Origin of the sequence: Pseudomonas sp. 65/3-MNA-CIBAN-0223 (assembly GCF_040310425.1) — a bacterium.
Classification (GTDB): domain Bacteria; phylum Pseudomonadota; class Gammaproteobacteria; order Pseudomonadales; family Pseudomonadaceae; genus Aquipseudomonas; species Aquipseudomonas gregormendelii.
Window position 1 is genome coordinate 1 of record NZ_JBEOPV010000245.1, and the last position, 254, is coordinate 254.

1 protein-coding gene is annotated in these 254 nt (G+C 42.9%); it reads left to right on the forward strand.

Annotated elements, in window-relative coordinates:
* Positions 1–69: 69 nt before the first annotated feature.
* Positions 70–254: hypothetical protein (locus tag AAEZ09_RS28760; protein WP_350601735.1), on the forward strand; the 185-nt coding region annotated here is incomplete at its 3' end.

The following is a 254-nucleotide window of genomic DNA, read 5'->3' on the forward strand; positions in this document are numbered from 1 at the left end:
GCCTATGCGTATTCTATTTATAACCCATTTACTCAGCTTTCTCACTCATCATTAAGGTTTTAAATTAATATGACATCTTCAGTCCCCAATCAAGCAGCCTCAAAACTAGTACCCCCTCATGGTAGCGACACCCTAAAGCCACTATTATTAAAAGGTAAAGCACGCGAAGAGGCTCTAGAACTTGCCAGCACTTTGCCGACTATCACGCTAAGCTCACGTGAGCGTGGTGATTTGATTATGCTTGGTATTGGTGG